Annotated in this window: 20 protein-coding genes; 13 read left to right on the forward strand and 7 right to left on the reverse strand. The window is 44.9% G+C overall.

The features are described 5' to 3' along the window. Positions 1-118: 118 nt before the first annotated feature. Positions 119-979, forward strand: a complete 861-nt coding sequence (locus ABXS85_RS13015) for a DMT family transporter (RefSeq protein WP_353666947.1) — start codon at positions 119-121, stop codon at positions 977-979. On the opposite strand, the gene ABXS85_RS13020 is transcribed toward ABXS85_RS13015, so the two are convergent. The 6 genes from ABXS85_RS13020 to ABXS85_RS13045 all read right to left on the reverse strand — a co-directional run bounded on the left by ABXS85_RS13020 (position 976) and on the right by ABXS85_RS13045 (position 7,005). Next, positions 976-1,599 (reverse strand): SCP2 sterol-binding domain-containing protein, encoded by a 624-nt coding sequence (locus tag ABXS85_RS13020; RefSeq protein ID WP_353666948.1) that lies wholly within the window; start codon positions 1,597-1,599, stop codon positions 976-978. The genes ABXS85_RS13015 and ABXS85_RS13020 overlap by 4 nt on opposite strands. Positions 1,600-1,632: 33 nt before the next feature. After that, positions 1,633-2,010, reverse strand: a complete 378-nt coding sequence (locus ABXS85_RS13025) for a DUF971 domain-containing protein (RefSeq protein WP_353666949.1) — start codon at positions 2,008-2,010, stop codon at positions 1,633-1,635. 63 nt (positions 2,011-2,073) lie between these two features. Then, on the reverse strand, positions 2,074-3,399 hold the full coding sequence (gene hslU / locus ABXS85_RS13030) for an ATP-dependent protease ATPase subunit HslU (protein WP_353666950.1): 1,326 nt from the start codon (positions 3,397-3,399) through the stop codon (positions 2,074-2,076). Between the two features lie 39 nt (positions 3,400-3,438). Further along, the gene (gene hslV / locus ABXS85_RS13035; RefSeq protein ID WP_353666951.1) at positions 3,439-3,990 is read right to left on the reverse strand and encodes an ATP-dependent protease subunit HslV; all 552 of its coding nucleotides are present in this window, start codon (positions 3,988-3,990) and stop codon (positions 3,439-3,441) included. A 94-nt stretch (positions 3,991-4,084) separates the two neighbouring features. Further along, positions 4,085-4,723: an SPOR domain-containing protein gene (locus ABXS85_RS13040; RefSeq protein ID WP_353666952.1), complete on the reverse strand. Its 639-nt coding sequence runs from the start codon at positions 4,721-4,723 to the stop codon at positions 4,085-4,087. A gap of 50 nt (positions 4,724-4,773) precedes the next feature. Beyond that, positions 4,774-7,005 carry a primosomal protein N' gene (locus tag ABXS85_RS13045; RefSeq protein WP_353666953.1) on the reverse strand — a complete coding sequence of 744 codons (2,232 nt, stop codon included), beginning with the start codon at positions 7,003-7,005 and terminating at the stop codon, positions 4,774-4,776. Positions 7,006-7,272: 267 nt separating this feature from the next. On the opposite strand from ABXS85_RS13045, the gene rpmE reads away from it, so the two are divergent. The 4 genes from rpmE (at position 7,273) to ABXS85_RS13065 (ending at position 10,417) form a co-directional block, all read left to right on the forward strand. Next, positions 7,273-7,488 carry a 50S ribosomal protein L31 gene (gene rpmE, locus ABXS85_RS13050; RefSeq protein ID WP_353666954.1) on the forward strand — a complete coding sequence of 72 codons (216 nt, stop codon included), beginning with the start codon at positions 7,273-7,275 and terminating at the stop codon, positions 7,486-7,488. Between the two features lie 14 nt (positions 7,489-7,502). Next, a complete protein-coding gene (locus ABXS85_RS13055) occupies positions 7,503-8,279 on the forward strand; it encodes a thermonuclease family protein (RefSeq protein WP_353666955.1) in 777 nt (258 codons plus the stop codon). Between the two features lie 175 nt (positions 8,280-8,454). Then, positions 8,455-9,723 carry a malic enzyme-like NAD(P)-binding protein gene (locus tag ABXS85_RS13060; RefSeq protein ID WP_353666956.1) on the forward strand — a complete coding sequence of 423 codons (1,269 nt, stop codon included), beginning with the start codon at positions 8,455-8,457 and terminating at the stop codon, positions 9,721-9,723. Positions 9,724-9,856: 133 nt separating this feature from the next. After that, positions 9,857-10,417, forward strand: a complete 561-nt coding sequence (locus tag ABXS85_RS13065; RefSeq protein WP_353666957.1) for a TIGR00730 family Rossman fold protein — start codon at positions 9,857-9,859, stop codon at positions 10,415-10,417. Between the two features lie 71 nt (positions 10,418-10,488). On the opposite strand, the gene ABXS85_RS13070 is transcribed toward ABXS85_RS13065, so the two are convergent. Continuing rightward, on the reverse strand, positions 10,489-12,948 hold the full coding sequence (locus ABXS85_RS13070; protein WP_353666958.1) for a penicillin-binding protein 1A: 2,460 nt from the start codon (positions 12,946-12,948) through the stop codon (positions 10,489-10,491). 159 nt (positions 12,949-13,107) lie between these two features. Here ABXS85_RS13070 and ABXS85_RS13075 point away from each other — a divergent pair, with 159 nt between their 5' ends. The 8 genes from ABXS85_RS13075 (at position 13,108) to ABXS85_RS13110 (ending at position 25,571) form a co-directional block, all read left to right on the forward strand. Next, positions 13,108-14,070 (forward strand): hypothetical protein, encoded by a 963-nt coding sequence (locus tag ABXS85_RS13075; RefSeq protein ID WP_353666959.1) that lies wholly within the window; start codon positions 13,108-13,110, stop codon positions 14,068-14,070. Then, complete coding sequence (locus tag ABXS85_RS13080; protein ID WP_353666960.1) at positions 14,036-14,773, forward strand: hypothetical protein; 738 nt, start codon at positions 14,036-14,038, stop codon at positions 14,771-14,773. Before ABXS85_RS13075 ends, ABXS85_RS13080 begins: the two co-directional genes overlap by 35 nt. Next, positions 14,739-15,914: a type II and III secretion system protein gene (locus ABXS85_RS13085; protein WP_353666961.1), complete on the forward strand. Its 1,176-nt coding sequence runs from the start codon at positions 14,739-14,741 to the stop codon at positions 15,912-15,914. Before ABXS85_RS13080 ends, ABXS85_RS13085 begins: the two co-directional genes overlap by 35 nt. A gap of 42 nt (positions 15,915-15,956) precedes the next feature. After that, positions 15,957-16,499, forward strand: coding sequence for a shikimate kinase (locus tag ABXS85_RS13090; RefSeq protein ID WP_353666962.1), 543 nt, complete (start codon positions 15,957-15,959; stop codon positions 16,497-16,499). A 5-nt stretch (positions 16,500-16,504) separates the two neighbouring features. Beyond that, on the forward strand, positions 16,505-17,605 hold the full coding sequence (gene aroB, locus ABXS85_RS13095; protein WP_353666963.1) for a 3-dehydroquinate synthase: 1,101 nt from the start codon (positions 16,505-16,507) through the stop codon (positions 17,603-17,605). Between the two features lie 35 nt (positions 17,606-17,640). After that, positions 17,641-19,182 (forward strand): AAA family ATPase, encoded by a 1,542-nt coding sequence (locus ABXS85_RS13100; RefSeq protein ID WP_353666964.1) that lies wholly within the window; start codon positions 17,641-17,643, stop codon positions 19,180-19,182. Positions 19,183-19,605: 423 nt separating this feature from the next. Then, positions 19,606-24,057, forward strand: coding sequence for a glutamate synthase large subunit (gltB, locus tag ABXS85_RS13105; protein WP_353666965.1), 4,452 nt, complete (start codon positions 19,606-19,608; stop codon positions 24,055-24,057). A 92-nt stretch (positions 24,058-24,149) separates the two neighbouring features. Then, positions 24,150-25,571 carry an FAD-dependent oxidoreductase gene (locus ABXS85_RS13110; RefSeq protein ID WP_353666966.1) on the forward strand — a complete coding sequence of 474 codons (1,422 nt, stop codon included), beginning with the start codon at positions 24,150-24,152 and terminating at the stop codon, positions 25,569-25,571. The last annotated feature ends 103 nt before the right edge of the window (positions 25,572-25,674 follow it).

The raw sequence follows: 25,674 nt of genomic DNA on the forward strand, positions 1-25,674 counted from the left end.
AGGCTTGTTGTCTATCTTGCCAATAATCAAGGGTATTCAGTGATATAGATTGAATGAAGTTGCTTGATAACAAGCGCTCTTTTAGGCAGAGGGCTACAAGGGAGGAGTAAGGCGAAGTATGGCTATGTTATGTGCGTTGCTGGTGTTAATTTGGTCGACCGGATTTATTGTCGGTAAATTGATTGTTGGACTTATTGACCCAAATATCTACCTAGGTCTTCGTTTTCTGCTTGCTGCAATATTGTTTTTTATACTGGCCGTTGTTTTAGGTCGGCCCTATCCTAAATGGCAAGCTTGGCCTAAGCAGATTTTGGCAGGCGTGCTCATGAATGGTTTGTACTTGGGCTTGGCTTATGTCGCCATAGCGAAAGGTTTACCGGCAGGTATGATGGCATTGATTGGAGCATTGCAGCCGGTACTGGTGACCTTATTAGCCTTCCTCATTGTCAAAGAAAAAACATCCATTATGGGCATGGTAGGCATGCTGATTGGCATCTTTGGTTTGCTATTAGTGATTTCGCCCGCAGTTGAGTTGGATTTAAGTCACGGTGGGGTGAGTTTGTTGACCCTGAGCTTAGCCGTTGGCGCTATTTTGGCATTGTCCCTAGGTGCGGTTCTACAAAAAATGTCTGTTGCGAGTGCTGACATAATAGTGTCAATGGGGATACAGAATCTGGCGGCCAGTGTGGTGGCGTTTGTTCTCGTCTTACTGCTTGGTGAAAGCCTATTCGTTCAACAATGGTCATCTTATCTCTTGTTGATTTGGGGGGCTGTAATCTTGTCGGGTGTAGGCGTCTTTTTGATGGTCTGGTTACTCAGAAAAGTGAAGGCGTCGCAGGTGGCCATTTTACTTTTATTAGCACCACCTTTGGCGGCAGTAGAAAGTTACTTTTTATTCTCAGAAACCATGACAGCACTGCAAATCATAGGCTTTGCTGTCACCATTGGGGGAGTCTACCTAAGCCGCGTAAAAGCTTAGCGCTTTTTGTTTTCCTGCATTCTCAATTTGGCTTCGAAGCGATCAAGCTGTGTGCCAAATTTCTCTAGTTGATCGACGAAAGCCTCTACTTCAATTTTGCTGGGCAGTAATTGACTATTGGATTGTAAATGTTGCACCACTTGTATGCGTGCTGTGGTGGCAAAATTTTTGCTCCATGACCATTGAGCACGTAATAAGCGCGCCAAAGCTGCTGCGGGCAGGTCGCCAATGTGATCGGCTAATAAGCCTTCCCAGTCCAGTTCAAAGTTTTCCATTACCTTGTGTAAGGTCATTAAGGTTTGAGCATTGCCTTGAATACGCAAGTCACCGTCAAAAAAACCATCGCCTTCGAGCAGTTTGCGATACGCCGAACTGGGCCCTTGTACCAAGGTATCCAGTTTGGGGTCTAACTCTATTTCGTCTAAAGAGTCTGGTTTGTATAGCATGACGCCTTGTTCAAGGATGTGTACTTGCAGAATCAAAGAAAAGTCTTCCACACAGAGAAATACTTGTTGGCCAGCCAGTTTGCTTAATCTTTGTTGCGAAGGCACATCTTGTTGTAGCGCAAGATTGATACCATGTTCGATAGCGCTGATGGCGGTTAAGCTAAGTGAGCTCATGACAAGTTTCCCGATATTAGCGGTAATTTAGTATTACAGCTGGTGGATTTGAATGACGGAAGTGTCCCGCGTCTTGCCTTCTTTTTCAAGGCGATCTAAATAAATTTGCCAGAGCTCAGCGTGATTAGAGCCCAATTTATGTAAGTATTCCCAGGTGAAAAGTCCGGAATCATGGCCATCATCAAAACTGATTTTCAAGGCGTAGTTACCTGCGCCTTCAATGTTTTGAATGGCAACGTCTTTCTTTCCGTATTGTAATATAGGCATTTGTAAACCATGACCACGTACTTCAGCCGAAGGGGAGTGTACCCTCAAATACTCTGCACTTAAGCGATAGCTTTGGCCATCTGAGAAGGCCAATTCCAGCTCTCGTGACTGTTTGTGATAATGAATTTTGGTTGGTGTGGGCATGAGTTTACTCTTAATCATAAGGCGAACCACTAAAGCGTGGTTCGCACCAATCAAGCTCTAAGCCTACAAAATGTATTGGCTTAGGTCTTCGTCTTTTGCAACTTCACCTAACTGTTCATCAACGTAGGCTGCAGTGATGTCAACTTGCTGACCTTCTGGCATATCGCAAGCGGAATAGGATATTTCTTCTAATAGACGTTCAAGCACAGTATGTAAGCGACGCGCGCCAATGTTTTCAACCGTTTCGTTGACCTGACAAGCAATTTCGGCAATACGGGTAATGCCTTCGTCAGTAAAGTTTAGATCAATATTTTCGGTTTTTGCTAGGGCAACGTATTGCTTAGTGAGAGACGCGTTAGGCTCTACCAAGATGCGTTTGAAATCCTCTACCGTCAAAGCATCCAGCTCAACACGAATGGGTAGACGACCTTGCAATTCTGGAATCAGATCTGATGGTTTGGTTAAGTGGAAAGCACCAGAAGCGATAAATAGAATATGGTCAGTTTTGATCATGCCGTATTTGGTATTGACGGTGCAGCCTTCTACCAAAGGTAGCAAATCACGTTGTACTCCTTCGCGAGATACTTCACCGCTGGTACGTTCTGAACTTTTTGCTACTTTATCGATTTCATCTAAGAAGACGATACCATTCTGCTCAACCGCTTCCACCGCACGAGCTTTAAGTTCATCTTCGTTAACCAGTTTGACTGCTTCCTCATCACGCACTTGACGTAAGGCATCTTTGACTTTGAGTTTGCGTTTTTTGGTTTTGTTGGAACCAAAGCTTGAGAACATGTTTTGCAGCTGGCTGGTCATTTCTTCCATGCCTGGTGGCGTCATGATTTCCACACCAACAGGTGCTTCGGCGACATCGATATCAATTTCTTTATCGTCTAATTGGCCTTCACGCAATTTCTTACGAAAAATTTGACGAGTATTACTTTCGTTATTGAGTTCAGGGTCACCGCCTCGAGCAGGTGGAAGTAGCGCATCTAAAATACGATCTTCTGCCGCGTCTTCTGCTTTGTGGCGTAATTTCTCAGTTTCTTGTTCACGCAGCATCTTGATGGCCATTTCCACTAAATCACGAATAATGGACTCCACATCACGACCCACATAGCCTACTTCGGTGAACTTGGTGGCTTCGATTTTAATGAAAGGCGCATTGGATAGTTTTGCCAAACGACGCGCAATTTCTGTTTTGCCGACTCCGGTAGGACCTATCATAAGGATATTTTTGGGCGTCACTTCGGCACGCATGTCTTCTGATAATTGCATACGACGCCAGCGGTTGCGTAAGGCGATGGCAACGGCTCGCTTGGCTTTTTGTTGTCCGATAATGTGATTGTCTAAGGCGTTAACCGTCTCTCTTGGGGTCATGCTGCTCATGAATTTATCTCTTTAAAAAGGTGTTCAGTGGCGGTTGAGTTAAACGGATTTGTCTTCCAACTTGGCTTCAACAGCGATTTCTTCAATAGTGAGATTGTGGTTGGTGAATACGCAGATGTCTGCTGCGATGTTCAAACTTTTTTCCACAATCTCTTTGGCTGATAAGTCTGTGTTGTCAATCAAAGCACGTGCCGCGGCTTCAGCGTAATTACCTCCAGAGCCAATGGCTAATGCCCCGTGTTGTGGTTCGACCACATCACCGGTACCTGTGATAATTAGAGTGCTTTCTTGATTTGCCACAATCAGCATGGCTTCTAATTTGCGCAGGGCGCGATCTGAACGCCAATCTTTGGCAAGATCAACGGCAGCGCGAACCAGATGGCCTTGGTGTTTTTCCAGTTGCCCTTCAAAGCGTTCGAATAAGGTGAAGGCATCAGCGGTGCCACCGGCAAAGCCTGCAATGACTTCACCATGGTATAGACGGCGAACCTTGCGGGCATTGCCTTTCATTACTGTATTACCAAGTGATACTTGTCCATCGCCACCTACGACGACTTGATTGCCTTTGCGTACAGTTAGAATCGTTGTCATGCTTTACTCCAATTTCGATTCTATCAAAATGGGGACGGACAATAGGATTTCAAGCACAGCAGAGAGATTACCTAGATGGGTTCAGAATCCGCCCTTAATCTTCTTTCTTTACCGTATAAGAAAAGGAAGTGATGTCCATTGATACCAACTTGTCCTCGGCACGATTCATTTTTGATCGGGACACATAGGGCCCAAGGATGACTCGGAACCAAGGGCGACCATCTTTGTCTGTGGTTTGGCGAATATTGGTCTCTACTAATCCAGATAAGATCAATTTTGCACGTAAACGATCTGCGTCGTCTGAATTGCGGAAAGACGCAGCTTGCAGCATGTAATAGAAATCTTGTTCACCACGCGGTGTAGATTGGTAAGCATCAACGTGGCTGGTATCGACTTCGCTGTCCTGCAAAATTTGATAGAACTCAAAGTTATCTTTTTTCGTTGTCGTAGTTGTTTTTTCTTTGGTCTTGGCCTTTTCAACCTGCTTAGGCTTAGCTTTTTCCACAACTTTGGCTTTTGTTGGTGCCGTAGGTTTTGGTGTTTGCTTGGCTTTAGCAGCTTCAGTATTGACTTGGCTAAGTTGTATTAAAGCGTAAATAAAGGCCACTAAGACAGCTGGGATGAGTAACCATAACAACCAAGGTGTTTTTCGTTTTGCAGGCGGTGGTGTACGACGAGTCGCGCCTTTTTTGGGACGGCTACCTTTGCTGGCGATGTAAAATGGCTTAAACATATCGGGTATTTGGGTACTCAAATCATTAGGTGCACATTATGCGTTGTCGACTAGTAAGTTTCCAGTGGATCAACGTCGATTGCGAAACGCATTTTATGCTGTTTTGTCGCCTGTTCCAACCAGTGAGTAATGACTTGTGTTGCTTGGTGTAGAGGTGCACGCTGAGCGGACTTTAAGGATATCAAAGCGCGATGCTGCCCAGCCTTGCGTACAATGATAGCAGCATAAGGTCCAACCCAATAAACATCCTTGGGTAAAATGGGGGCTAAATCGATTTTCATGGCATGAAAAAACTGCATGGCTTCTTGCTCATTTGCCGACTCTGCTCGCACTATGACTTGATGATAAAAGGGCGGTAAAGACAAAGATTTCCGCTCGGCTAATCCTTCAATGGCGAATTGTTCGTAGCCAGAATGACATAAACATTCGATGGCGGCATGGTCTGGATGATAAGTTTGTAACAGTACATGGCCGGGCTTTTTCGCCCGCCCGGCACGTCCGGCCACTTGGGTGATAAGTTGAGCCGTGCGCTCCATCCCACGAAAATCCGACGAAAATAATCCCGCATCGGCGTCCATAATAATCACCAAGGTGACATTGGGGAAATGGTGGCCTTTGGCCAGCATTTGAGTGCCAATTAAGATGGCTTGATCATGTTCATGGATTTTTTGCGTTAGTTTAGTCATCGCCGTCTTGCCTTGCGTACTGTCGCGATCAATGCGTAACACGGGGGTGTCTTTAAACAAGCTGCTTAACTGGGTCTCTAGCTGCTCGGTGCCTTCGCCAACGGTGAACAGCTCATCGCTATGGCAATCGGGACATTGATGTATCAAGGCTTTTTGTGCGTCACAATGATGGCAGTGCAACTTATTGGCACCTTTGTGTACCGTCAGATTGACATCACAATGATCGCAAGTAGCAATCCAACCACATTGATGACACATGAGAGTAGGTGCGTAACCACGACGATTGAGAAATATCAGCACCTGTTCTTTTCTGGCCAAAGTTTGCTTGATATTTACCAAAGCGGTTTCACTAAAACCGTGGACTAATTGTTGTCCACGTAGATCGACTCGTTCCATAATGGGTGGTTTCGCATCACCGGCTCTATGGCGCAGTTTGAGCCAAGAAAAACGTTGTTGCAAAGCGTTAGCAAGACTTTCGTATGAAGGTGTTGCGGAAGCCAATAACACAGGAATGTTTCTGGACTGAGCGCGTTTTATCGCTAAATCCCGAGCGTGATAACGGAATTTTTCGTGTTGCTTATAGGATGCATCATGTTCTTCGTCAATGACGATTAAACTCAAATGGGGGGCTGGGACAAATACTGCTGAACGTGTGCCAATGATGATTTTAGCGTGGCCATTGGCAGCCAATAACCAAGCGTCTAAGCGCTCTCTGTCGTTCATGTTGGAATGCATTAATACAATGTCAGTATTAAAACGCACTTCAAAACGCTTTAAGGTTTGTGGTGTAAGACCAATTTCAGGCACCATCACCAGCACTTGTTGACCCTTATTGACGTACTCTTCTATTAAACGCAAAAAGACTTCTGTTTTACCGCTACCTGTTACGCCATCCAGCAAAGCAACATGAAATTGATGGCTGTGTTGTTGTAGCCTTTCAATGGCTTGGCTTTGTTCAGGATTGAGAGTAGGAGGTACTTGTGTTTGATGAGTGTGTTTTTCTCCTGCTTTGTTAAAGGCGCGGGGTTCTCTTCTCACTAGACCTTTTTCTTCTAGTGTTTTGCCTGCCGCATGAGCCAAATCCAATACCGCGGTTGCTTGTTGACTTAAACCATTTGGATGTTGTTGTACTGCTTTGAGAAAGTCTTGTTGCCGTGGAGCGCGATTAAGTTGGGTAAGGTCATAGGTACGTCCTAAATCGGTAGTGAACCACCAATTTTCAGTGCGAAATTCCGCATTCTCTCCTTTGCGCAGTAATACGGGTAAAGCGTGAAAAAGCACATCGCCAATGGGGTGGTGATAGTAGCGAGCGGCCCACAAACACAGTGACATAAGTTCATCTGTCAGAACGGGTGCTTTGTCATGTAATGAAGTAAGCGGCTTAACCTCATCAGGGTTCCATTCGGTCTGCTGGCTTAATGCTACTATGACACCGATACGGCTGCTTTTACCAAAGGGCACTTTGACGCGCATTCCAGGTTTTAAGTCGTGACGCAGGGCGATGGCTTTGGGAACTTTATAATCGAACAGAGTGCGCAATGGCACAGGCAGAGCCACTTTAATGTAGGGAGACTGGGTTAGTAGTTGCTCTTGCATCTGCTCTGTTAAGCCTTGTTTAGTAAGGAAAAAAATTCGCTAATTACACGTCTGTTAAGTTTACGCTAGATCAAGGGCGATACGCGAGTGAGAAATTTATCGCAAAAGCGCCATAAAGGACTTGATGAATTGCCAATTGATCCCTAGAATACGCGGTTCTTGGTACCACTGTACAATGTCTGTACAACGAATCGTGCGGTGCTTGACGAGGCGAAAGCCCATATTTGTCGATCAAGTGGCGGCACACCAAACTTTAAGGTAAAAACGATGAAAAAAGAGATCCACCCAAATTACTCTGCGATTACTGCAACTTGCACTTGTGGTAACACTTTGAGCCTAAACTCTACCATCGGCAAAGACATGCACATTGATGTATGCAGTAACTGCCACCCATTCTACACAGGTCAGCAAAAAATGCTTGATACTGGTGGTCGTGTTGATCGCTTCAACAAGCGTTTCGGAGCACGTCGTACTGCTAAGTAATTGGTGGAATGATCATGAGATTACAAAAAAAGCGCCCAGTTTTCTTGGCGCTTTTTTTATGCCTGTCATTTGGCGCTCAAGCCGAAGACGAGTGTCGTGCGCAAGGTCCATTGGAGAGCGCTAAAATAAAACGCGTAGTAGATGGTGACACTGTCCACTTTGTAGATGGTCGTAAAGTTCGTTTGGTGGGTATAAATACCCCAGAGCTAGATCATAAAACAGCACAGCATGAACCCTATGCGGAAGCAGCGAGAGACTATTTGAGTAGCTTGCTTGATGGTGATGTTTACTTTCAAGCGGCTCAGGATAGCGAAGATAGATACGGTCGTAAGCTGTATTACCTATTCGATAAAGATCGTATTTCGATAACAAGTCAGTTATTATCTGCAGGGCTTGGTTATCGTATTGCGGTGCCACCCAATTTGTCTTATCAGACCTGCTTTGAACAAGCAGAAACATTGGCCCGCAGCGCGCATAAAAGGTTATGGCAAAACACATTGCAATGGCAGCCAAAAGCTGGTTTTGCAATTGCGAGAGTCAATATCTCTTCTGTTACCCGCAACCGAGGAGGCTGGTGGCTAGAAACTCAATATGATCTGGTTATCAACTTACCACCCTATGTTGCAGATTACTGGCCAGCGCAAAAAGTCTTTGCTTTGCAGGGAAAAGTGCTTGAAGTTAGAGGGTGGCAACATAATAGAAAAAACCGTAACGCTGCTTTTAAAGCTTGGGTTTTGTCGGTGAGACATCCCAAGGATTTGCGTGAAGTCAAGGAGACTTTCGCGAACTGATTGATAGAATATTCCGATGGCTTTGTGCTTTAAACAATTTGGTAGATAGATTATTCTGACGACCCAAAATGATAAGGTGTCACTTTTTGATGTCATGTATCTGATGTAATGATGTCAAAAACAAGGCCCAGAAAAGCAATTAATTAAATAACACCTAACAGACGGAAACATAATAATGGCAGAAGATATGAAGCAAGCCGCATTGGATTACCATGCCAATCCAGTCCCAGGTAAATTGAGTATTACCATTTCAAAACCAACAGCAACGTCTCGTGACCTTTCTTTGGCTTACAGTCCTGGTGTCGCTGAGCCTTGTCGTGAGATCGCAAAAGATCCTGAAAATGCTTTCCGTTATACAGGTAAAGGTAACTTGGTTGCGGTTATTTCTGATGGTTCCGCTATTCTTGGTCTCGGTAACCTTGGTCCATTGGCGAGTAAGCCAGTAATGGAAGGTAAAGGTCTTCTTTTCAAACGTTTTGCCGGCATTAACTCAGTTGATGTAGAAGTGGAATCTGAGAGCCCACAAGCTTTTATCGACACAGTCGCGCGTATAGCGAATACTTACGGTGGTATCAACCTAGAAGACATCAAAGCACCAGAATGTTTTGAAATTGAACGTCAATTGATTGAACGTTGTTCTATTCCGGTATTCCACGATGATCAACACGGAACGGCAATTGTAACGGCTGCGGGTTTGATAAATGCCCTTGAACTACAAGGCAAAGCATTAGCGGATGCTAAGATTGTTTGTTTGGGTGCGGGTGCCGCAGCAACAGCTTGTATGAAATTGATCATTGCATGTGGTGCACAGCGCGACAATATCTTTGTGCTTGATCGTAAAGGTGTAATCCACTCTGGTCGTGACGATCTAAACCAATTCAAAGCCATGTTCGCTATCGATACGGATAAGCGTACTTTGGATGACGCGATCGATGGTGCAGACGTTTTCATCGGTGTCTCTGGCCCAGATTTATTGTCAGCAGAGCAATTGAGCAAAATGGCTGCTAAGCCTGTGGTCTTTGCTTGTTCTAACCCTGATCCAGAAATCAGTCCAGAATTGGCCCATCAAACTCGTTCAGATTTGATCATGGCAACAGGTCGTTCAGACTATCCAAATCAGGTAAATAACGTATTAGGCTTCCCATTTATTTTCCGTGGTGCGCTTGATGTTCGAGCGACTCAGATCAATGAAGAGATGAAAGTTGCTGCTGTTCACGCTTTGAAAGATTTGGCAAAAGAAGAAGCACCTGCTGATGTAGTTGAAGCATACGGTGGTGCAGCATTGAGTTTTGGTAAAGACTACATCTTGCCTAAGCCAATGGATGCTCGCTTGTTGAATGTTGTGTCGGCAGCGGTGGCGAAAGCAGCCGTAGATTCTGGTGTAGCTCAGCTTCCTTACCCAGATTTTTACCCACTAGAGAATCTAGATCACTTCGGTGCTTAAGGGCTCTAAGTAATGAGGAACAAGCGTTTCTCATTATTGGAAAAAGGCGATACTCAGTAGAGTGTCGCCTTTTTTATGGCGTGTGAAAAGCAATAAACAGCTCGATATTAGTAATATTGTTGGGAGAAAAAGCATGAGATTGGCAATTTTCTGCGGTTCTTCATTAGGAAACAATGAAGGATTTCGAGAAAGTACCGAGTTGCTTGGTCAATACTTGGCAGAGCAGGGCGTGGATATAGTATACGGTGGCGGTAATGTTGGCCTCATGGGGTGCATTGCTAATTCTGTTCTTGCGGCTGGTGGACAGGTTATTGGTGTGATACCAGATCACCTTAAACAGAAAGAAATTGCCCATTTGGGGTTGAGTGAGTTGCATGTGGTTGCTGACATGCATGAACGTAAAGCCAAGATGATGGCTCTGGCCGATGGTTTTGTGGCCTTGCCGGGTGGCGTCGGCACCTTGGAAGAAATGTTTGAGGTTTGGACTTGGGGGCAACTTGGCCTGCACAACAAACCTTGCGCTTTTTATAATGTAAAAGCTTTTTATGACCCCTTGTTTAGCATGGTGGCAAGTATGCAAGAAGCAGGATTTGTGAAGTCCGTTTATCTTGATATGTTGATTAGAGAGTCCACTCCAGAAGCATTGCTTAAGGCGATCAAGGCTTATCAAGCACCTGCTTCAAAATGGTCATAATAAGATAAGGTCTGAAAACAAAAAAGATCCTCGGGAGCGGATCTTTTTTGTTTCACCTCAATTAGAAGTTGTTAGAAAAGGTTATCGAGAGCGTTGTTTTCTTGCTTTTCTTCTTGTACTTCATTATTTATTCCATTTTCTAAAACCGGTAGGTTAGTATCTCGCTTAGGTGGTACATGCTCTTTGCGGAAAATTTCGAAAATTGCGTCTTTTTGACCCGGTAAAGCTCGCTCACCCGTTTTGGGGTCGATGCGAACCGTTACCAAACTAGACGGCTTCGCAACGTAACTCGGTGGTGTGTCTTGCAGGGCATAACGCATGTATTCAATCCAAGCAGGCAAGGAAACTGAGCCCCCCCATTCTGATCGTCCGCCATCATATCGACCCAAGGGTGTAGAGTTATCAAAACCACTCCAAACCGACGTTACTATGTCACCGTTAAAGCCCGAGAACCAAGCGTCGCGACCTTCATTAGTGGTACCGGTTTTGCCTGCGATATCATCTCGTTTTAGCACCAAGGCACGACGACCGGTACCGTATTTGATGACATCACGCATCATGTCGTAAATAATATAATTTATTTCCGAATCAATAACTTGAGGAGCTACTGGTAAGCTTTTGATGCCATCAGGACTGTTGAATAATCCCATTTGCGCTTCGTCATCAGAGCTCTTCTCTAGCAAGGTACAGGTTTCGCAGACGGTCACAGGGCTGGCCTGGAAAAGTACCTGATTGTCCCTGTCTACTACACGGTCAATAAGATAGGGCTGCACTTGATAACCACCATTTGAGAATACCGCATAGCCTGTAGCTATCTGCAATGGTGACAAGTTAGCACTGCCTAATGATAAGGACAGGTTGTGAGGTAATTCCGCTGGATCAAAGCCAAAGCGCTTTAAGAAGGTCAATGTGGGGCGAATACCAAGCTCGTCTAATAGGCGTACCGAAACAATATTCTGTGAACGGTATAGAGCTTGACGGAGACGGGTTGGTCCATAGAATTTTCCTCCGTCATTAGTGGGACGCCAAGCCGTCGCTAGGTTAGCATCGTTAAATACCACTGGGGCATCGTTGATTGTGCTGGCTGCTGTGTAGCCGTGTGCCAAGGCACTGGTGTAAATAAAAGGTTTAAAGTTTGAGCCAGGTTGACGCTTGGATTGAGTGATGCGATTGAACTTATTTTCATAGAAGTTAAAACCGCCCACTAATGCTTGAATGGCGCCATCTTTGCTATTTAAAGATATCAATGCACTTTGCACATCTGGTTTCTGAGCCAACAACCAACCATGAGTTTCGTCTGGACGTAAGCGAATAACATCACCAGGTACCAAAACATCAGCCATGATTTCAGGTGCAGGGCCTTGGCTGTTTTCATCAATATAGGGTTTTGCCCACTGAACAGCTGGCCATTCTAAAGTAGCACGCTCGCCGTTTACTAAACGCACGTCAGCGCTTTTCTCTTCGGTACTGATGACTAAAGCCGCTTGCCAGTCTTTAAAACGACTGACTTCTTCAAGTGCCGCTTGCTGCTCTTCTAATGGTGCATCGATAAGGTCTATACGTGTTTCAATGGAGCCACGGTAGCCGTGGCGCATATCGTAATTGATGACGCCGTTGAAAACAGCTTCATTGGCGGCTTTTTGGCGACCCGAATCGATAGTGGTGTAAACGGTCAAACCATTGTTATAGAGCTCATCACCAAAGGAACCGTATAATTCAGAACGAACCATTTCGGCAATATAGCCCGCTTCAATATCTGGAGTAACGCCATGATTTTTTGCTGTGATAGGGGATTCAACTGCGATTTGATACGAGTTTTTGTCTATCATACCAAGTGACAGCATGCGCTGTAGGATCCAGTTACGACGAATTAGGGCTCGTGATGGGTTAACAATAGGATTAAAGCGTGAAGGGGCTTTTGGTAAGCCAGCAATCATGGCTATTTGAGCTAGGTTAAGTTCATTTAAACTTTTGCCATAATAGACTTGAGCTGCGGCCTCAAAACCATAAGCACGTTTTCCCAGATAGATTTTATTGACGTAGAGTTCGAGAATCTCATGCTTGGTTAATTCACGCTCCATCTTTAGGGCGATGAAGATTTCTGTGAATTTACGTGTAAAGGTTTGTTCAAAGGATAAGAAATAGTTTCGCGCGACCTGCATGGTGATGGTACTACCACCACCTTGTTTTTGCCCTGTCGTAACCAATTGTAAGACAGCACGACCTAGGCCAAGAATATCGACGCCTGGGTGATGATAGAAGTTTGTGTCTTCAGCAGCGAGAATTGCGTGTTCTAAATTGTCAGGAATCTCTGAGTAACTAATTGGAGTACGACGTTGTTCTCCAAATTCTCCGATTAATTGGTTGTCTGCTGTGTAAATACGTAATGGGATACGTAACTCAATATCTTTTAGTTCTTCTACTGTTGGGATGCGATCTTTTACATTGTAATAAATCCCATAGGTGATAGCGGCGGCACAAATTGCTCCAAATACACCAAGAAATAATAGAGTTTTAAATACCTTAGCCATAAATAACCAAATGCTACTGGGTGAAAAAGAATCATTATACCTAAAAACAACTCAGAATAGACGCTTAACTTTGCAGCAAAACGTGTTATCTTGAGAAAAAAGTTCGTTATGGATATTGAGCTTCGACACCTATCTTGCAAATTAATTCAAGGATGAGTCATGACGTTTGCCTTGCTTTACACAGTTGCGGTCCTTTCTAAGCAAACTTGTCGATTTTTTGCGTCAGTAGATCAAGTTGAAATAGAGTCAAGATTGCAGCACAAGGATGATTCAACTGGTACTTTAGATTCCTTATCGGAAGTCTTGTCATCACTGGACTGCTCCCAAATACCTTCCCCAAAGCGCATATTGGTATTGGTGCCTGATGCTTGGTTAAAAGTGACTCAGCCTATTCTCGAACATCCAGTATCAGAACGACTTTTGCCTTTAGCGGCGTTAAGTTACGCTGTTGAAGTGACGTTTGCGATCCCAGAAGAAACACATTATGCCTTTTATCAGGAACCTTTAAATTCCAAGCAAACCAGATTAACCATCTATTCTTGCTCGCAAGACTGGCTGAAACAGCTAATGGCGCCTTTTGAGGAGCAAGGACAAAGCTGTATTCTGATGTCTTTTACACAGTACCAACAACTGAAAAACAAGTCATGGAATGCATGTTTGAGACAAAAATTGTCAAGCTTCCAACCTAACTTTCAAAGACAGCAAAGGGCGCGTCTGTATTTGAGTTGGGGGTTGAGTATCAGTTTGTTATTGCAGTGTTTGGCAGGGGGATATTATTACTATGTATATGATGCCGCTCAAACCACACGATTAGCATACGATCAAATTCTTGATGTGCAGTCCACCTGGTTACAAGATCAACAGGCTGGTGTTTTCCCTTTATCTGCTTTAAATCTGATTCAAGGACTGCCCAAACAGGTCCGTATTGAACAATTTTATGCCTATCAGCAGCAAGCCAATATCCAGCTTAAACTGCCTAAGAGCATGGTGAAGCTATTGCTTGATAATTGGCAGAAACGCTACCCAAAATGGGGGTGGACTTTTGTTCAAGAAGTTATATCACAAGCGCCTGGTCAGGAATTAGTTAATGCTCACATTCAAATTATCTCAAATGAAGACTAGTCTCTCCCAACTTCTGAGTGGACGTTTCATCCTATTATTAATTTTGCTTCAGGTAGCGATTTGGTATCTGCTTATCTTAGATGTCCATGAGGATTGGCAGCAATCTCAACGTAAATTAACTCGCATATGGAAAAGTTGGCAGAATATTCAGCAACAAGATGCTTTATTACAAACCATGCAAAATGAGCAATGGCCATGGTTATCAATGACATCAATTAACAGTCGTAATCAACTTATAACGGGTTGGCGAATTGAAGGTGTTGCCAGCTTGACTGAATGGCAACCGGTATTGGAAAGCTTACAGGAAAGGTTTGCTCTGTCTGTTATTGGTATTAAATGGCAGCGTCGGCAAGACGCCCAATGGGTTGGGGTGGTGGATGTGGATATTGAACCACCTGCCCCTAATCGCGAATGGCAAAACTGGTTGCCTAGTCGTTTTCAGAAGTCAGTATTTCATGAGGAAGATTGGCATTTGTCTTCTACCATGAAGGTTCAGGATCGTTGTTCTGCATTGGTGCAATACCGTCAACGTCACTATTGGTTGACAGAAGGCAGTTGGATTCCCGATGCCAGCGTGAGTGTGAGTAAGGTGGCAGTCGATTATGTGATTTTGGTTGCTAAGGATGGCAAACAGTATCGGCTTGAAAGACAAACAAGGAGGTCATTGGATGACGATTATCAGCAGCAGGAGGTGGCTCACTAGCATCACTCTGGTTTTCAGCTCATGGTGTAAGGGGTTGGATCTTTATATAGAGGGTAAACCATTACAGGAAGTTGTGCCTTGGATTGCCGCTCAGTTAGAGGAAAGTGTGGTCATTAGTCCAGATTTAGATCAGAGACTGACTCTGTCGATCAATGATGCGACATGGCATTCGGTGTTAAAGGCCATAGCACAACAGCCAGGAATTGAACTTTATTGGCAGGATGGTGTGGCTGTCTTAGTGCCAAAAGATGAGACTAAAACAGGGGTAAAAGCGTCCAACTGTGAGCACATGTTTTGGCCAATAACGCATGCTAAAGCTGACATAGTTGGTAAACATTTACAAACCTTATACCCAGAAATTTCTTTGGTGGTTGATGGCAGAACCAATTCTATTTTAGGACTGTTTTGTGAACCGCCCGAGGGGCTTGAAGAAGTTTTGGCTTGGTTGGATGCGCCTCTTCAACAGGTTGAAATTAGTGCTCAAATTGCACAAGTGAGCCGCTCTGCACAATCGCAATTTGGCGTCAATTGGCAAAGTACTTTATTGTCTGGTGTTAGATCATCTATTGGTGGTGCAATTGATTTGGCTGCGTTGTCTCCAACCAGCGCGTTTACCTTTACTGCTTCAGATAACAATAGCTTGTTGTCTCTCACTTTGGATATGTTGGAAAGCCAAGGTATGGCAAATGTGGTGTCCAAACCAAAGATTGTTACCGCTGTTGGGCAGGCGGCGCGGATTGAGTCTGGAACAGAAATTCCCTATCAAACGGTAGAAGACGATAATGTCAGTGTATCATTTCGTCAGGCGGCCTTGGTACTGGAAGTAATCCCCCATATTAAACCGCAGGATCATATTTTACTCGAGTTGAATATTCATCAGGATTCGGTCGGAGATTTGGTCAATGGCGTGCCGAGTTTGGAGACCAATCGTTTACATACTCAGGTGATGGTAAAAAACCAACAAACCTTAGTATTAGGGGGTGTTTTTCGAGAAGAAAGCTTTACTTCGGAGAATCAAGTACCACTGCTAAGTGACATTCCTTGGTTGGGAGAATTCTTTAAAAGCCGTTCAAAACAACAAGAAAAGGTTGAATTACTTGTATTTATTACGCCAAAGCTGCTACAAATGACGTTAAACTAAGACTCAGTCTTATTCGGCTTAAACTCTGTGTAACAAAATACAATGATAAATGCCCCCAATATTATTCTAGTAGGCCCAATGGGCGCAGGAAAAACCACCATAGGCCGTTTGATTTCGCAATCGATGGGCAAAGAGTTTTATGATTTGGATAAGGTCATAGAAGACAATACAGGCGCGGATATTCCATGGATATTTGAACGTGAAGGGGAAGAGGGTTTTCGTAAACGTGAAACTCAAGCTCTGGCGAACATAGTTCAGTCTGAAAAAAACAACACAGTATTAGCCACCGGCGGTGGTATTGTGATGCGTGAAGAGAATCGCGATATTTTGAAACAAGACGCATTGGTGATTTATCTTTATGCGTCTGTTGCTCAGCAATTGTATCGTACGTCAAAAAGCTCACATCGCCCTTTGTTACAAACAGGTGATCCTAAGGCCACTTTAAAAAAACTGTTTGCTATTCGGGATCCTTTGTATCGTGATGTCGCGACTTTAATTATAGAGACGGATGCCCGTCATCCTAAAGCAGTGGCCAACAAAGTGATAGACGCGTTAAGGCGTTATTTAAATTCGGAGGAAAACTAAATCGAATGCGTACTTTATCTGTCGATTTAGGTGATCGTAGTTACCCTATTTATATTGGTAGTGGCGTTCGTCAGCAGAAAGCATTATTTACTAAAGCCATTCATGGCAATCAAGTCATGATTGTGACCAATGAAACAGTGGCAGACATTTATCTTGCATCTTTAGTTGCCTTGTTGACCGAAGATTATCAGGTGGATACCTGTGTGTTGCCAGATGGAGAAGTTTATAAAACCCTGGATACTTATGCCACTATTATGACCTCTTTGCTGCAGGCGAAGCATAATCGCACTACAACCATTATTGCTTTGGGTGGAGGTGTGGTAGGCGACATGGCTGGTTTTGCTGCTGCTACCTATCAGCGTGGTGTGCCTTTTATTCAAGTGCCAACTACCTTATTGTCGCAAGTAGATTCTTCCGTGGGCGGCAAAACGGGGGTAAATCATCCATTAGGTAAGAACATGATAGGGGCTTTCTATCAACCGCAAGCTGTGATCATTGACACAGATACCTTAAGCAGCTTACCTCCGCGAGAATTGTCTGCAGGTATGGCGGAAGTGATTAAGTATGGCTTGATATGTGATGCGGATTTCTTCTCTTGGCTAGAGGAAGAAATGCAAGATCTGATGCTCTTGGATACAGATAAGATTACCGAAGCCATTTATCGCTCTTGTTTAGCCAAGGCCAATGTGGTGGCGCAAGATGAGAAAGAAGGTGGCATACGCGCTATTTTGAATTTAGGTCATACCTTTGGGCACGCTATTGAAGCGGAGCTAGGCTATGGTAAATGGTTGCATGGTGAAGCGGTAGCGGCAGGTTGTATGCTGGCAGTGGACTTATCATGGCGTATGGGCAATCTAAGTGAGCAGGACGTGAGTCGTTCTGTGGCATTATTTGAAGCCGCTAAGTTACCCGTTATGCCTCCATTGGAGATGTCTTTGGAAAGCTTTGTTGAGCGCATGGCGTTAGATAAAAAAGTATTGGATGGCAGTTTGCGACTGGTGTTGTTATCAGCATTAGGGGCGGCCATCGTTACATCAGATTTTCCTGTAGCGGATTTTGAGGCCTGTATTTTAGATGCCTTGGAAGCCAGTAAACAGGCAAGTTAGGTATAAATTATTGCTGATAGTGTAAAAGGACGGATATGTCTCAGTCTCAGCCAGAATTTCAATTTGATCTAGATGAAGCTTTAAACCAGCCCAATAAGGGTTCGTTAAGGGATCCTTTTGGCGCCAAAGATGCATCCGTTTATTTTGCTTCCGAAGAAGGTAATCAGCAATTAGCTTTATTGGAGCACTTGAGTCGCTACAGTAACTTGATGTCTGTCGTGCAAGGCCCTGAAGGAAGTGGAAAAAGTCGTTTTTTGATGGAGTTTGCTCGTCATCAGGATGAGATGACAGTAATTAGTCATGTAAAAGCCAGTATGTTGATGACAGCGGGTCAGCTTCTTCAGGCAATTTATACTGGTTTTTCCGGGCATTTTAACCAGCCGCCCAATGAAGCCACGTTTGGGCCTTTATTAAAATTCTCCCATGATTTGGATGAGAAAGGACAAGCGGCTTTAGTCTTGATTGATAATGCGCAAGAGCTCAATACGGATGCGGTCAGTATGTTATTGGATATGATGTCTCTTGCGACAGAAAACCAGTCAGTACCTCATGTTGTGTTATTTAGTGAGCATTCACTGGCACGTAATCTGGATACATATCAAAAATCTCGTTATGAGCAACTTAGCCATTCTTTTACCCTAGCGCCTTATTCATTAGAGCAAACCCGTGCTTATATGTTGCATCGTGTTCGTGCTGTTGGTGGTGGTATCAACCTTCCTTTTAATGACAAACAGATTAAGCGAATACACCAAGAATCAGGTGGATATCCTGGGCGCATCAATGAAATAGCCCAACGTATGATGGGCAATGGTAAAGCGGCAAAATCCTCTTCGAGTTTTAGTTTGGGGATGGGGTTTCCGTTGGCGCATATGGCGCTTTTGTCTATTGTAATGCTCGGCATTTTGGTGGCGGTTTTGTTTTCGGATAATAAAGATGAATCTACGACCAGCGTTGATCGGGTAGCCAATGTCATTCCTTTGAGTCCTAGACAAGGACAATCCTCTGAAGAAACCATTGCTCGTATCGATGCGATGCAGCGTAAAATTGGTCAGGAAGGGGATTTGGTGTTGCCACCAGTTCCTGAAGGCGCTTCTTTGCCTGCGATTAACTTGTCGCAACAGGGTTCGACTGAGACACCTTCGAGTATAACGCCAAATATTGAAACCGCCCCGATTCGCTCTGAAGCGCCTATGTTGGCAGAAGCTCCTCAGCAGCAAGAAGTGGTTGAGCCTGCCCCTGTTACAGAGCAAGCTAAAGAAGTGGAAGCGGATGATCGCTTTAATAAAACTCAATGGTGGCTTAGTCAAAATCCAAATCGATATACATTGCAATTACTGGGCACACATAATCAGCAAACGGTGAAAGACTTTATTCGTGACCAAGGTGGTATTGATACTTTTGGATATTTTCAAGCCGCTCACAATGAACGGCCTTGGTTTGTTGTTGTGTACGGTCTCTACCGCAATCGCAGTGAAGCAATTGCGGCTGCGGAGACCTTGCCATCAGATTTACGTGCCTTGAACCCTTGGGCGAGAAGTGCTCGTGGAATTCAGGAAGACATACGTAAAGCACAATAATTCGGTCATTAGGTTCTTCTTTCACTACAGAATAATTCATAGAAAAATGCTTTCGGATGCGTTTTTTTATGTCGGTTAGAGGCCAAAAAATCGTAATTTAGTAAAAATAACTGTATTTCTCTAAAAAACGTAAATGAACAGAGGATTTTTCTGTTTGCCAAAACTCCTGCCATAGATAATTCTCTAACACCGCAAAAATGGCTGCGAAATTCTGGCTAAAATCCCCTAAAGTAATAGAAAACAAGGTAAGTCAAGTTTGAGTCCATGGTCGCCTCAGGTTAGTATGACCATCCATTTTGATGGCGCATTGGGCAAAATACAGTCTTAACAAATGCTTTCTATAACATTAGTACAGCCAATATCGCCCTCCATCAAATAACGAATATCTTCTTATTTTTATATTTCAACCGTGGGAGTTGGTGTATGAATGCAGGCCTTTATCGCCCTGGCGAGTTCAAGGACAACTGTGGTTTCGGCTTAATTGCACATATGGAAGGCAGTACCAGTCATGAACTGCTGAAAACCGCCATTCAATCTTTAACATGTATGACACACCGTGGTGGTATTGCTGCTGACGGCAAAACTGGTGATGGCTGTGGCCTTTTGATTCAAAAACCTGATGCATTTTTACGCGCAGAAGCAGCTAGATTATTTGGTCACACTTTATCGGATCTTTACGGCATTGGAATGGTCTTTTTGGATCAAGATAAAGCAGCAGCGGATGAGCAACGCAGTCGCGTCACTAGGGAGTTAGAAGAGCAAGGTTTGCGTGTGGTGGGATGGCGCGAAGTGCCAACGGATCCTTCCTGTTTAGGTAGCATTGCGTTGGATTGTCTACCGCACATTGAGCAAGTTTTTGTCGATAGCAATCGTATGGACGCTCGAACTTTTGCTACGCGTTTGTTTGTGGCGCGTCGTCAAGCTGAGATTGCATTGTCTCAGTATGAAAACTTCTATATTTGTTCTTTGTCTGACAAGGTGTTGTCTTACAAAGGCTTAATGATGCCAGTGGATTTGCCTTCTTTCTATAAAGACCTTGGCAATGAGAAATTGGAAACTGCAATTTGTGTATTCCACCAACGTTTCTCGACCAACACCTTACCACGATGGCCTTTGGCACAACCTTTTCGCATGTTGGCGCACAATGGTGAGATCAATACTATTGAAGGTAATCGTAACTGGGCATTGGCGCGAGCCAGCAAGTTACGCTCGCCTTTGATTCCAGAACTGCAAGATCTTCAGCCTTTGGTTAACCTTACTGGCTCCGACTCGTCTTCAATGGACAACATGTTAGAGATCCTTGTTACAGGTGGCATGGATATCTTCCGCGCTGCCCGTTTGATCATTCCGCCAGCATGGCAAAATGTTGAAAACATGGATCCAGAATTGCGTGCTTTCTACGAATACAATTCGATGCACATGGAACCTTGGGACGGCCCAGCGGGTTTGGTAATGACAGATGGTCGTCATGCTATTTGTATGCTTGACCGTAACGGTCTGCGTCCGTCTCGTTGGGTCGTTACCAAAAATGGCTTTATCACTTTGGCGTCTGAAATCGGTACTTACGATTACAAACCTGAGGATGTGGTGGCGAAAGGTCGTGTTGGCCCAGGACAAATGTTAGTAGTGGATACCCAAACGGGAAGAGTTCTGCACACAGATGACATTGATAATCGTCTGAAAGCTTTGCATCCATACAAAAAATGGTTGAAGCAGGAAGCCATCCGCATTGAAACCATTTTGGTGGAATCGTCACAAGAATTTGTGCCTTTTACAAAAGACGAAATGTCCACTTACCAGAAAATGTTCCAAGTATCTTTTGAGGAGCGTGAGCAGATCTTTCGGCCACTGGCGGAAAGTGGACATGAAGCGGTTGGTTCTATGGGGGACGATACGCCAATGGCGGTAATGTCGAGTCAAACTCGTCCCGTCAGTGATTACTTTCGTCAGAAGTTTGCTCAGGTAACCAATCCACCAATAGACCCGCTACGTGAATCCATTGTGATGTCATTGGAGACCTGTATTGGTGTCGAGCGTAACCTGTTTGAGGAAACGCCTAAGCACGCTAACCGTATTATCTTGTCGTCACCGTTATTGTCGCCACGCAAGTTTAGCCGCTTGTTGGCAATGGACGACCATAGATTCCGTTTGGTGCGTTTGGATACCAATTACGATCCAGCTGAAGCGTCTCTTGAAGAGTCTATTAAAGCCCTACAATTAAAAGCTGAGCAAGAAGTGCGAGACGGTGCGGTCATTTTAGTATTAACCGATCGTGATTTAGCCAAAGGTCGTTTGCCAATTCCGGCGCCCATGGCGGTGGGGGCGGTGCATCATCATCTGACGAAAGTCGGTTTGCGCTGTGATTCCAACATCATTGCGGATACAGGTTTTGCTCGTGACCCACATCAATTCGCTGTGTTATTAGGTTTTGGTGCCACTGCTGTGTATCCATACCTGTCGTACCGCTTGATTAACGACATGATCGAAAAAGGCGAGGTGCTTGGTGATCCTATCGCGTGTCACGCTAAATACCGTAAAGGTATTAACAAAGGTCTTATGAAAATCCTATCTAAGATGGGTATTTCTACCATGGCGTCATACCGTGGTGCGCAATTGTTTGAAGCCGTTGGCTTGGCAAAAGACGTGGTGGATCTATGCTTCAAAGGAGTGGCGAGTCGTATTCAAGGTGCAAACTTCATTGACTTCCAACGCGAGCAAGCGTCAGTCGCGAACAATGCGTGGAAATTACGTAAGCCAATTCAACAAGGCGGTTACCTGAAATACGTTCACGAAGCGGAATATCATGCCTTCAACCCAGATGTGGTACGTAATCTGCAAACCGCGGTGGGCAGTGGTAAGTTCACTGACTTTACCAAGTATACAGAGCTGGTAAACAGTCGTCCTGCTTCTATGTTGCGTGATTTGTTTGTGATTTCGGATAAAGCCACGCCCATTGCTTTGGAACAAGTCGAGCCAGTGGAAAGCATTTTGCCACGGTTTGATTCCGCAGGTATGTCGCTGGGTGCTTTGTCTCCAGAAGCACACGAAGCTTTGGCTCAAGCGATGAACGAATTAGGTTGTCGCTCCAACTCGGGTGAGGGAGGTGAAGATCCAGCGCGTCACGGTACCGAACGTCGCTCTAAGATTAAGCAGATTGCCTCTGGTCGCTTTGGTGTCACACCAGAATACTTGGTGAACGCAGAAGTGCTGCAAATAAAAGTTGCGCAAGGTGCCAAGCCAGGTGAAGGTGGTCAGTTACCAGGTGGTAAAGTAAACGGCTTGATTGCACGTTTGCGTTACGCTGTGCCGGGTGTCACCTTGATTTCGCCGCCGCCACATCACGATATTTACTCAATCGAGGATTTGGCGCAGTTGATTTTTGACTTAAAACAAGTCAATCCAGACGCTTTGGTTTCGGTAAAATTGGTTTCTGAGCCGGGTGTTGGCACCATAGCCGCAGGGGTAGCAAAAGCTTACGCCGATTTGATTACCATCTCTGGTTACGATGGTGGTACGGCAGCGTCGCCAATCACCTCTATCCGTCATGCAGGCTCCCCTTGGGAATTAGGTTTGGCGGAAGCGCAACAAGCCCTGCGTGCCAATGACTTGCGCGGCAAAATTCGTTTACAAACAGACGGTGGTTTGAAAACCGGTTTGGACGTGGTGAAAGCAGCTATACTTGGAGCAGAGAGCTTTGGTTTTGGTACCACGCCAATGGTGGCCATGGGCTGTAAGTTCCTGCGTATTTGCCACTTAAACAACTGTGCAACCGGTGTGGCCACTCAGGATCAGAAACTGCGCGATGATCACTTCTTAGGCACAGTCGACATGATTAAGAACTTCTTCTTGTTTATGGCGGAAGACACTCGTTTGTGGTTGGCAAAATTGGGCGTGTCTAATCTACAAGACCTGATTGGCCGTACCGATTTGTTGGCCTTGTTGCCCGGTGAAACAGACAAGCAGAAAAACTTAGATCTGTCCCCCATTCTGAACAACGATGCGATTCCAGCGGATAAACCACAGTATTGTGAAGTACCACTTAACCCGCCGCATGACAAAGGTTTGTTGGCTTTGAAAATGTGGGACACAGTCAAAGACGTGGTGGAAGAAAAAGAAGGTGGCGAGTTCGCTTTTGACGTCACTAACTGTGATCGCTCAATCGGTGCGCGTTTGTCCGGTGAGATAGCCAAACGTTATGGTAACCAAGGCATGTTAGATGCGCCTTTGACCTTGAAGTTAAAAGGTACGGCTGGCCAGAGTTTCGGTGTGTGGAACGCAGGCGGTTTGAACATGTATTTGGAAGGTGATGCCAACGATTACGTGGGTAAAGGCATGACTGGCGGTAAGCTGGTTATTCGTCCACCTCGTGGTTCAGCCTTTAATTCGCAAGACTCTGCCATTATTGGTAACACCTGTTTGTACGGTGCGACGGGCGGTAAATTGTTTGCTGCTGGTTCGGCTGGTGAGCGTTTTGCGGTACGTAATTCAGGGACGCATACGGTTATCGAAGGCGCAGGTGATCACTGCTGTGAATACATGACGGGTGGTATGGTGACTGTATTAGGGAATACAGGTTACAACTTTGGTGCGGGTATGACAGGTGGTTTTGCTTACGTGTTGGACTTGGATCGTACCTTTGTTGATAAGTACAACCATGAATTAGTGGAAATTCACCGTATTGGTACGGAATTAACGGAAGAATATCGTTCGCATCTTCGTTCTGTGATCGAAGAATATGTACGCGAAACGGACAGTGAGTGGGGCCATGAAATCTTAGAAAACTTCTACGATTACATAGGCAAATTCTGGCTGGTTAAACCGAAAGCAGCGAGTTTAGGGGCATTATTGGCCAATACTCGCCAACGTCCAGAGTAAACACCCTGTCATGGTGCTGAGCACCTTGAATGAATTTTGACCCATTTGAGAGAGTGCCGTTTCTATGAAACGGCCCTAGGAGATAGCAGCTTATGTCTGAGCGCTTGAACAATGCATTTCAATTCGTCGAAGTTGATCGTCAGGATCCAAAGAAAAAGCCTTTGATCACTCGTAAGGCACAGTTCGTCGAAATTTATAAACCTTTTGAAGAGCCAAGTGCCAAAAGCCAGGCTCACCGTTGTTTGGAATGTGGTAATCCGTATTGTGAGTGGAAATGCCCCGTTCACAACTACATTCCAAACTGGTTGAAATTGGTTAGCGAAGGCAACATTTTGGAAGCCGCTGAGTTGAGTCATCAGACCAACTCATTGCCGGAAGTGTGTGGTCGCGTATGTCCTCAAGACCGTTTATGCGAAGGGGCTTGTACCCTTGGAGAAGGCGGTTTTGGTGCTGTGACCATAGGCTCGGTTGAAAAATACATCACAGATACGGCGTTTGCACTAGGTTGGCGTCCGGATATGTCTAAAGTAGTGCCTGTCAATAAAACCGTGGCCATCGTTGGAGCGGGTCCTGCAGGTCTTGCTTGTGCTGATGTACTGGTGCGTAATGGTGTTAAACCTGTGGTGTTTGATAAATACCCTGAAATTGGTGGTTTGCTGACGTTCGGTATTCCAGAATTTAAATTGGAAAAAAGTGTTATGGCACGCCGCCGCGAAGTCTTCGAGGAAATGGGCGTGGAATTCGTTTTGGGTACATCCGTTGGTGATGACGTGCCATTTGAGCATGTGCTGGAAGAGTACGATGCGGTTTTCTTAGGCATGGGTACCTATAAGTACATGAAGGGCGGCTTCCCTGGTGAAGATCTTCCTGGTGTATATGATGCGCTGGATTATCTTATCTCGAATGTAAACCATTGCTTGGATTTGGAAGAAGACGAAGCCGATTACATTAACCTAAAAGGCAAGCAGGTTGTGGTGCTAGGCGGTGGTGATACTGCGATGGACTGTAATCGTACTGCAATTCGCCAAGGAGCAAAAAGCGTCACTTGTGCTTATCGTCGTGACCGTGAAAACATGCCGGGTTCCCGTAAAGAAGTTACCAACGCGAAAGAAGAAGGCGTGCAGTTTTTATTCAATCGTCAGCCAGTGGAAATCATCGGCGATGGTAAAGTCGAAGGCATCAAGGTAGTGGAAACCCAAATGGGTGAGCCGGATGAAAATGGTCGTCGTTCTGCTGAAATTGTCGAAGGCAGTGAGCAGATTATTCCTGCTGATACCGTATTGGTTGCCTTTGGTTTCCAAGCCAGTCCTGCACCTTGGTTCGAGAAGTTTGGCATTGAAACGGATAGTCGTGGCCGTGTACTGGCACCAGATAATGGTGAATTTATGTTCCAAACCACCAATGAAAAAATCTTCGCTGGCGGTGATATGGTGCGCGGTTCGGATCTTGTGGTAACCGCTATCAACGAAGGCCGAAAAGCTGCCGAAGGTATTATGGACTATCTGGATGTTTAAAAAGCCAGATATATAAGAGTTGAATTGGGCTGTTTTTTCGCTCCAGTTATCTTGTTATTAATGCCAACTTAATGTGATTAAGTTGGCATTTTTTATGGTGAAC

Origin of the sequence: Marinomonas sp. THO17, assembly GCF_040436405.1 — a bacterium.
Classification (GTDB): domain Bacteria; phylum Pseudomonadota; class Gammaproteobacteria; order Pseudomonadales; family Marinomonadaceae; genus Marinomonas.